Below are 8,407 nucleotides of genomic sequence, written 5' to 3'. Positions count from 1 at the left end.
TACTTCCAATCCAAATGGAGAAGTTACTTTTTTGATTTAGCAATCGAATGATTGATTTAATTGATTTTTAGCGATTTGTGGTTAGTCCCAAATCTTCATTCTCTGCTCATTGACTCATCCTTTTGGGATGTGTCCAGAGAACTAGTCTCTTTCGCTCGTTCCTACATTCGTAAGAGAGTTACTATAGAGACGGAATTCTTCGTTAATTAAATTAAGAAGAAAAAATTTAAAAAAGCCTCACGACCTATTAGTACGGATCAGCTGAACGCCTCACAGCGCTTACACCTTCCGCCTATCAACCTCGTAGTCTCCAAGGAGTCTTTAGGGGGCCGAAGCCCCAGTGAGATCTAATCTCGCAGTTTGCTTCCCGCTTAGATGCTTTCAGCGGTTATCAATTCCGAACATAGCTACCCTGCATTGCCGCTGGCGCGACAACAGGAACACCAGAGGTTCGTCCATCCCGGTCCTCTCGTACTAAGGACAGGTCTGCTCAAATCTCATACGCCCACAGAAGATAAGGACCAAACTGTCTCACGACGTTCTGAACCCAGCTCGCGTACCACTTTAATTAGCGAACAGCTAAACCCTTGGGACCTGCTCCAGCCCCAGGATGTGATGAGCCGACATCGAGGTGCCAAACTCCATCGTCGATATGGACTCTTGGATGGAATAAGCCTGTTATCCCCGGAGTACCTTTTATCCGTTGAGCGATGGCCCTTCCACGCGGGACCACCGGATCACTTTGGCCTGCTTTCGCACCTGCTCGACTTGTAGGTCTCGCAGTCAAGCCCCCTTATGCCAATGCACTCGACGCCTGGTTTCCAATCAGGCTGAGGGGACCATCGCGCGCCTCCGTTACTTTTTGGGAGGCGACCGCCCCAGTCAAACTGCCCACCAGACAGTGTCCCTCTCCTCGTTTCGAGGAGCAGGTTAGATTTCAAAGTTGCCAAGGGTGGTATTTCAAGGTTGACTCCACCAGAGCTAGCGCCCTGGCTTCAAAGTCTCCCACCTATCCTACACATGCCAACTCTAAAATCACTGCCAAGCTACAGTAAAGGTTCACGGGGTCTTTCCGTCTTTCTGCGGGTACTCGGCATTTTCACCGAGAATTCAATTTCGCGAGGCATTTGGTTGAGACACCGGAGAAGTCGTTACGCCATTCGTGCAGGTCGGAACTTACCCGACAAGGAATTTCGCTACCTTAGGACCGTTATAGTTACGGCCGCCGTTTACTGGGGCTTCAATTCTCAGCTTCGCTTACGCTAACTAATCCTTTTAACCTTCCAGCACCGGGCAGGCGTCAGTATGTATACGTCGTCTTGTGACTTTGCACATACCTGTGTTTTTGATAAACAGTCGCTACTCCCATTTCTCTGCGACCTGAAAAAGCTTGGGGAGCAAGTCCTTACACTCTCTCAGGCACACCTTTTCCCGAAGTTACGGTGTTAAGTTGCCGAGTTCCTTAACCAAAATTCACCCCATCGCCTTAGGATATTCACCCCACTCACCTGAGTCGGTTTACGGTACGAGCTAACTAAGCTAAATTTACGAAACTTTTCTTGGATGCATGGCTTTTCACACTTCCGGGACAAAGTCCCTCGCATTCACACCTCAGAGTTACGACCAGCGGATTTGCCTACTGATCCTCCTACATGCTTACACCTCAATCCAATAAGAGGCTGTGATATCCTACACCGTCATTCCTTAAACACACTTAGCTAGGTAACGGAATATTAACCGTTTTGCCATCGACTACGCCATTTGGCCTCGTCTTAGGACTCGACTAACCCTGGGAGGATTATCCTTGCCCAGGAATCCTTGAGTTTTCGGCGCCCGGGTTTTTCACCCGAGTTCAACGCTACTTATGTCAGCATGATCACTTCTAGTTCGTCCAGCTGTCCTACCGGTCAACCTTCATCCTACACTAGAACGCTCCCCTACCACTAAAATATAAAATATCTTAATCCAAAGCTTCGGTAACACGCTTAGCCCCGTTGTATCTTCCGCGCAGAGTCACTAGACTAGTGAGCTATTACGCTTTCTTTAAAGGATTGCTGCTTCTAAGCCAACCTCCTAGTTGTCAAAGTAACTCCACAACGTTCTCCACTGAGCGTGCATTTAGGGACCTTAGCTGTTGGTCTGGGCTCTTTCCCTCTCGACTCATGACCTTATCACCCTGAGTCTGCCTGCCGAGGAACATATCTGTGGCATTCGGAGTTTATTTGGGTTTGGTAATCCGGTAAAGACCCCTAGCCCATTCAGTGCTCTACCTCCACGATACTTTTTACTCGACGCTATACCTAAATATATTTCGGGGAGAACCAGCTATCACCCAGTTTGATTGGCCTTTCACCCCTAATCACAGATCATCAAAAGAGTTTTCAACCTCAACTTGTTCGGTCCTCCACGAGGTGTTACCCTCGCTTCAACCTGTCCATGATTAGATCACCGGGTTTCGGGTCTATGCCTGCATACTAAATCGCCCTATTCAGACTCGCTTTCGCTACGGCTCCACCTGCAACGGCTTAACCTCGCATGCAAACATAACTCGCTGACTCATTATGCAAAAGGTACGCTATCGCCCATATAAAGGGCTCTAACTGCTTGTAGACTTACGGTTTCAGGTTCTATTTCACTCCCCTCTCGGGGTTCTTTTCACCTTTCCCTCACGGTACTTGTCCTCTATCGGTCACTAAGGAATATTTAGCCTTAGGAGGTGGTCCTCCTGGATTCCCACGAGATTTCACGTGTCTCGTGGTACTCGGGATGCCGCTAGGGCCATTGAAGTTTTCAATTACGGGGCTATCACCCTGTTTCGCCAGACTTTCCAGACTGTTCTTCTAACTTCTCCGGTCCCACATTGCGGTCCCACGACCCCTTATTCAAATTAATGAACAAGGTTTAGGCTGTTACCCGTTCGCTCGCCACTACTAGGGTAATCTCGGATTTGATTTCTCTTCCTGAGGGTACTGAGATGTTTCACTTCCCCTCGTTCGCTTCTTACACCTATGTATTCAGTGAAAGATACCATAAATGGTGAGTTTCCTCATTCGGACATCTCCGGATCAAAGTGTGTGTGCCACTCCCCGAAGCTTATCGCAGCTTACCACGTCCTTCATCGCTTCTTAGTGCCAAGGCATCCACCGTAAGCCCTTTGTAGCTTAAAAAAATGGAACTAACCTCGCTAAAAATCAACTAAATCAATCTATTCAATTGTCAAAGAACGAAAATCGTTCAGCAAAAACTCTTCTCACACCAACAGTCCAACTCAATTAGTTGGTGGGCCAGGGAAGACTCGAACTTCCGACCCCACGCTTATCAAGCGTGTGCTCTAACCAACTGAGCTACTGGCCCTTGTTAGATGCGAGGTAAAGAGCTTTCACTCTTTCAAAACTAAATAGCTAGATAAGATTTTTGGGACTCACCCACTCGGGAAGAGTGAGTTGACCTAAGATTGGGTCATTTTAACTTATTAAGAACAAGTCTTAATGAAGATTGACCGGATAATCCTTAGAAAGGAGGTGATCCAGCCGCAGGTTCCCCTACGGCTACCTTGTTACGACTTCACCCCAATCATCGACCATACCTTGGGCGCCTGCCTCCTTGCGGTTAGCGCAGCGACTTCTGGTACAGCCGACTTTCATGGTGTGACGGGCGGTGTGTACAAGGCCCGGGAACGTATTCACCGCGGCATTCTGATCCGCGATTACTAGCGATTCCAACTTCATGATCTCGAGTTGCAGAGATCAATCTGAACTTAGATGGCTTTTCTCCGATTTGCTCCACCTTGCGGCTTCGCTTCAGTTTGTGACCACCATTGTAGCACGTGTGTAGCCCTAGGCATAAGGGCCATGAGGACTTGACGTCATCCCCACCTTCCTCCGGTTTAACACCGGCAGTCCATTTAGAGTGCCCAACTGAATGCTGGCAACTAAATGCAGGGGTTGCGCTCGTTGCGGGACTTAACCCAACATCTCACGACACGAGCTGACGACAGCCATGCAGCACCTGTGTACCGGCCCTTGCGGGCGACGACGTTTCCGCCAGTCTTCCAGTACATGTCAAGCCTAGGTAAGGTTCTTCGCGTTGCATCGAATTAAACCACATGCTCCACCGCTTGTGCGGGCCCCCGTCAATTTCTTTGAGTTTTAATCTTGCGACCGTACTCCCCAGGCGGGATACTTAACGCGTTAGCTTCGTCACTGAAGGGGTCAATACCTCCAACAACAAGTATCCATCGTTTACGGCGTGGACTACCAGGGTATCTAATCCTGTTTGATCCCCACGCTTTCGGGTCTGAGTGTCAGTGTCTAGCCAGTTACCCGCCTTCGCCACCGGTATTCCTCTTGATATCTACGTATTTCACCACTACACCAAGAATTCTAGTAACCTCTCTAGCACTCAAGCTTCGCAGTATCAAATGCACTTCCAGGGTTGAGCCCTGGGCTTTCACATCTGACTTACAAAGCCACCTACACCCGCTTTACGCCCAATGATTCCGAACAACGCTAGGATCCCTCGTCTTACCGCGGCTGCTGGCACGAAGTTAGCCGATCCTTTCTTACAGGGTACATTCATTGTGTTATTCCCCTGCGACAGAGCTTTACGACCCGAAGGCCTTCATCACTCACGCGGCGTCGCTGCATCAGAGTTTCCTCCATTGTGCAATATTCCCTACTGCTGCCTCCCGTAGGAGTCTGGACCGTGTCTCAGTTCCAGTGTGACTGATCATCCTCTCAGACCAGTTAAAGATCGTTGCCTTGGTGAGCCATTACCTCACCAACTAGCTAATCTTACGCGGACTCATCTTGAAGCGAAAAACCTTTGACCCCTTGAACCTCAGTTCTTGTGGTCTTATGCGGTATTAGCTAATCTTTCGACTAGTTATCCCCCTCTTCAAGGCAGATTATCCACGCGTTACTCACCCGTGCGCCACTAGTACTCATATTGCTACTTTCCCCGTTCGACTTGCATGTATTAGGCACGCCGCCAGCGTTTGTTCTGAGCCAGAATCAAACTCTCCAGTTATAATTCTGTTCTCAAGCAAACAACTAGCTTACGCTGTGTTTGTTCGAATTTATTTTTGAAATTGTGAATATTAATTACTTAATATTCTAAGAGCCCAAAAATCTATCATTCTAGCTATTCAGTTTTCAAAGAGCGAAAATTCTTAATTCAAAGCTTCGTTACCGAAGCGCGAGGAACCAATCTTAATGATTTTTTTGTCCCCGTCAATGTTCTTTCTTTATTTTTTTCGGTCCGAGACGAACGTCATGAAATAAAGAAAATTGGTGGAGGCAACAGGGATCGAACCTGCGACCTTCTGAATGCAAATCAGATGCTCTCCCAGCTGAGCTATGCCCCCGAACAAAGTGGAGCTGTTTTCTCGTAACGGCCCCAAAAGGTCAATAGCTTTTTTTCGAAAATTTAATTCCGCGGTCGAAGTTGCTTAATAAGTAAACCGAGGTCTCTGCCCCGGTTTTTAGCAACTTCTATATAAGTGTATGATTTTACGTAAAATTAAGCGCTGGCTTTAAATTTTGACGCAATAAGTCTGTTTAGCCATAATCTTTCTGTAGTTAGATCGAATCCGACCTTTTCTCCTCCAGAAACTATCGCCATATAGACCTTTTTAAGGATCTCTACCTCGTGATCAAGGCCATTATCAGCCCCAAGGGACTCTTCAATAGCATCAAAAACACTGACTAAATCAGGCGTCGTCACCACTTTAGGGATGCGACCCATGTCCAGACCCAATGTCTCTAGAGGTTTGAATCCCACAAGTGTTTCCGTCAGAAGAACTTTCGTTCCATTCTTGAAGTTCACTTGCACGAACGGCTTACCTTCAGAGTCTGCACGATGAAGGACTTCGTTAACGTCTTGAGAATTAAAACTGAATAGTTTTCCGTCCAGGTCCTGACGAATTTGAACTCGTCCTGACTCGTTGATCTTTGCACGAAGACCCTTCGATGCATCGACAAAATTCAAGATGTGATCTAATTCAGCATGTGTCGATTTAGATTTAATGCTCAAAATACCCCTCCCCTAATTAAAGGGTGTCCCTCTCTTACATGTTAGGTATCGACAATCCACAAAAGGACTTAACGAGAAAACAAAAAAAGATAATAAACAGGTCCCTTATCCTGTCGCAATTTGAACAAAGTTTCGTGATAGTGTTTCATCAAGAGATTCAGCGGCACCGTGACTTGTTTTCGCTGTGCCGATTTGAGATAAAGGAAGCGAAAGAGGCAACTTATGATCATCACACGCTGGCAAGCTCCGATCGTTCCAAGCAAAGAACAAGTTCATATGATTCTTGAGTCTGAAGGCTTGGAACCGTACGACGAAGTTTATGAGCCGCAAATGAAAGTGCAGGATCATCGTCACCCGTTCGCAGAAGTTCGTGTTATTGTTTCTGGAGAAATGATCTTTAATATTTCTGGAAATCAGTTCGTTCTTCGTCCTGGCGATCGCGTGGAGATTCCTGCGAACACAAAACACTCGCACACCGCTCAAGGTGCGCAAGGCTGTGTTTGCGTTTGCGCGCAAAGAGCAATTTAAACTTCCGAAGCTCCCAAAACGAAAAAAGAGAAAGGTGATCCCTTTCTCTTTTTTTATTTCTCTGGCTTTTGCCCCTTCATCCAATTCAGATAATCACGGATATTTTTCTCGAACCCGCGATTCGTCGGTTCATAGAGCGGTCCCGTCTCTAACTCTTCAGGCAGATAATTTTGTTCTACCCAGCCCGTTGGATAATTGTGGGGATATCTATAGTCGCGACCGTAGCCCAAGTCTTTCGCTAACGCCGTTTTCGCAGATCTTAAATGAAGAGGCACTGGTTGAGTGCGTGTTTTTTCCACTAAGGCGCGGGCGTTATTTAACGCCATATAAGAAGCGTTGGATTTCGGACAACAAGCTAGATAAGTCGTTACCTGCGACAGAGTGATAGCCCCTTCGGGAAGACCAATAGCTTCTACGGCCTGCAAACCTGAAACAGCCACAGAGATCGCGCGGGGATCGGCATTTCCAATATCTTCAGAGGCGAGGATGATGAGACGGCGGGCGATAAAGATAGGATCTTCTCCCCCGTCGATCATACGAGCTAGATAGTAAACGGCAGCATCGGGATCGCTGCCGCGAACGCTTTTGATGAAGGCAGAGATGAGGTCATAGTGCATCTCGGAGCTTTTGTCGTAACCCAATGGATTTTGTTGCAAAAGCTCGCGCATATCATTGACGTCGAGGCGTTCCCCGTCTTCTTGATCCTTTGTAAAGTTATAAAGGATTTCGAGACTGTTGATGAGGCGACGGGCGTCTCCATCTGAGTATTCTAAAAGGTTGTTGATGGCATCCTTTGTAAGGATGCGCTCCAACGGCTTTTTGTAGTGAGTTTCAGCGCGAAGGACGATTTTGCTAAGATCTTCTTCAGAAAGACGTTCGAAGACCACGACACGACAGCGGCTTAAAAGGGCCCGGTTTAATTCATAACTTGGGTTTTCCGTTGTCGCACCCACGAGAACCAGATCGCCTTTTTCAACGAACGGCAGAAGGACATCTTGCTGAGCTTTATTGAAACGGTGAATTTCATCGACAAACAGAACAGTCTTTTGTTGGAATTGCAGTCGGCGATCACGGCCTTTTTCACCGACTTCGCGCAAGACTTTGGCGCCAGCATCGACCGCGTTGATATTTTCGAAATGCGCATTGAAGTGTTGCGACAACGCCAAGGCGAAAGTCGTTTTACCCGTTCCCGGAGGCCCCCAAATAATGAGGCTTGGCAGATATCCTTTTCGCAACATTTGACCCAGTTTTGATTTAGGCCCCAAGGTTTTATCTTGGCCAATGATTTCATCCAGATTCTTCGGACGAAGAATTTCTGACAGCGGGGATGAACTTAAGGCGGCATTGGAAGATGAGAAAAGATCCATGCCCCTGTCGTAAACCATTTGCTCGCAGAAATCACTGAAAGATTGTGTGACTTTTGGGAAGTGCTAGCTAACACGCTGACATTGCAGGAGTTTGTGTTGCCGACGCAAAGTGGTGCTTGTTCACTGAATGTATCGGAGGAGCAAATGCAAAAGTCTTTAATTATTGTGGCGGCCATCGCTATGTTGATCGGCGGATCTGTGGCGGCTTATCAAGCTGTAGGGCAAAGTCAGAATATCGGATTGAAAGCCAATGGAACTTTTTCGGATGGAACACTTATTGAAACAGTTTCATTAGTGGTTACTGGGTCTAATACTAACGCTTTTTTTTATCAGATTAAACAGTCTGATGGAACTATTTGCTATGGAATTTCTGGAGTTTCAGGCAACGTCATTTCAAGTCCACAAATCTCTTGTGTGAAATAGGTGCACTGTATGAATCCTTCTCGCGACTGCGTAATAAAATATTCTTGAAAACCAAT

At 47.0% G+C, this 8,407-nt stretch carries 4 protein-coding genes, 2 tRNA genes and 2 rRNA genes; 2 read left to right on the top strand and 6 right to left on the bottom strand.

Translation table 11 applies throughout. The annotated features are described in order from the left end of the window. Window positions 1–226: 226 nt before the first annotated feature. The 5 genes from AZI85_RS09585 to AZI85_RS09565 form a co-directional block, all read right to left on the bottom strand. Window positions 227–3,167, bottom strand: a 23S ribosomal RNA gene (locus tag AZI85_RS09585). A gap of 110 nt (window positions 3,168–3,277) precedes the next feature. Beyond that, window positions 3,278–3,354 (bottom strand) — tRNA-Ile (locus AZI85_RS09580). A gap of 160 nt (window positions 3,355–3,514) precedes the next feature. Next, window positions 3,515–5,028 (bottom strand): 16S ribosomal RNA (locus AZI85_RS09575). Together the 16S and 23S rRNA genes with 2 tRNA genes alongside form the textbook arrangement of a ribosomal RNA operon. Window positions 5,029–5,289: 261 nt before the next feature. Further along, window positions 5,290–5,365 (bottom strand) — tRNA-Ala (locus AZI85_RS09570). 155 nt (window positions 5,366–5,520) lie between these two features. Then, on the bottom strand, window positions 5,521–6,033 hold the full coding sequence (locus AZI85_RS09565) for a hypothetical protein (RefSeq protein ID WP_253696994.1): 513 nt from the start codon (window positions 6,031–6,033) through the stop codon (window positions 5,521–5,523). A gap of 222 nt (window positions 6,034–6,255) precedes the next feature. Here AZI85_RS09565 and AZI85_RS09560 point away from each other — a divergent pair, with 222 nt between their 5' ends. Continuing rightward, complete coding sequence (locus AZI85_RS09560) at window positions 6,256–6,561, top strand: cupin domain-containing protein (RefSeq protein WP_063243851.1); 306 nt, start codon at window positions 6,256–6,258, stop codon at window positions 6,559–6,561. Between the two features lie 53 nt (window positions 6,562–6,614). On the opposite strand, the gene AZI85_RS09555 is transcribed toward AZI85_RS09560, so the two are convergent. Next, complete coding sequence (locus AZI85_RS09555; protein WP_063243850.1) at window positions 6,615–7,928, bottom strand: replication-associated recombination protein A; 1,314 nt, start codon at window positions 7,926–7,928, stop codon at window positions 6,615–6,617. Window positions 7,929–8,072: 144 nt separating this feature from the next. Between AZI85_RS09555 and AZI85_RS09550 the strand changes: the two genes are divergently transcribed. Beyond that, window positions 8,073–8,351, top strand: a complete 279-nt coding sequence (locus AZI85_RS09550) for a hypothetical protein (RefSeq protein ID WP_063243849.1) — start codon at window positions 8,073–8,075, stop codon at window positions 8,349–8,351. Window positions 8,352–8,407: the final 56 nt, after the last annotated feature.

Origin of the sequence: Bdellovibrio bacteriovorus (assembly GCF_001592755.1) — a bacterium.
Classification (GTDB): Bacteria; Bdellovibrionota; Bdellovibrionia; order Bdellovibrionales; family Bdellovibrionaceae; genus Bdellovibrio; species Bdellovibrio bacteriovorus_E.
Note: the sequence above shows the minus strand (reverse complement) of the source record. Positions and strands in the feature narration are given on the sequence as shown.

Excerpts from the sequence above, each read along its gene's own strand:
- AZI85_RS09555 (WP_063243850.1), bottom strand. The coding sequence starts at position 7,928 with ATGGATCTTTTCTCATCTTCCAATGCCGCCTTAAGTTCATCCCCGCTG.
- AZI85_RS09550 (WP_063243849.1), top strand. The coding sequence starts at position 8,073 with ATGCAAAAGTCTTTAATTATTGTGGCGGCCATCGCTATGTTGATCGGC.
- AZI85_RS09560 (WP_063243851.1), top strand. The coding sequence starts at position 6,256 with ATGATCATCACACGCTGGCAAGCTCCGATCGTTCCAAGCAAAGAACAA.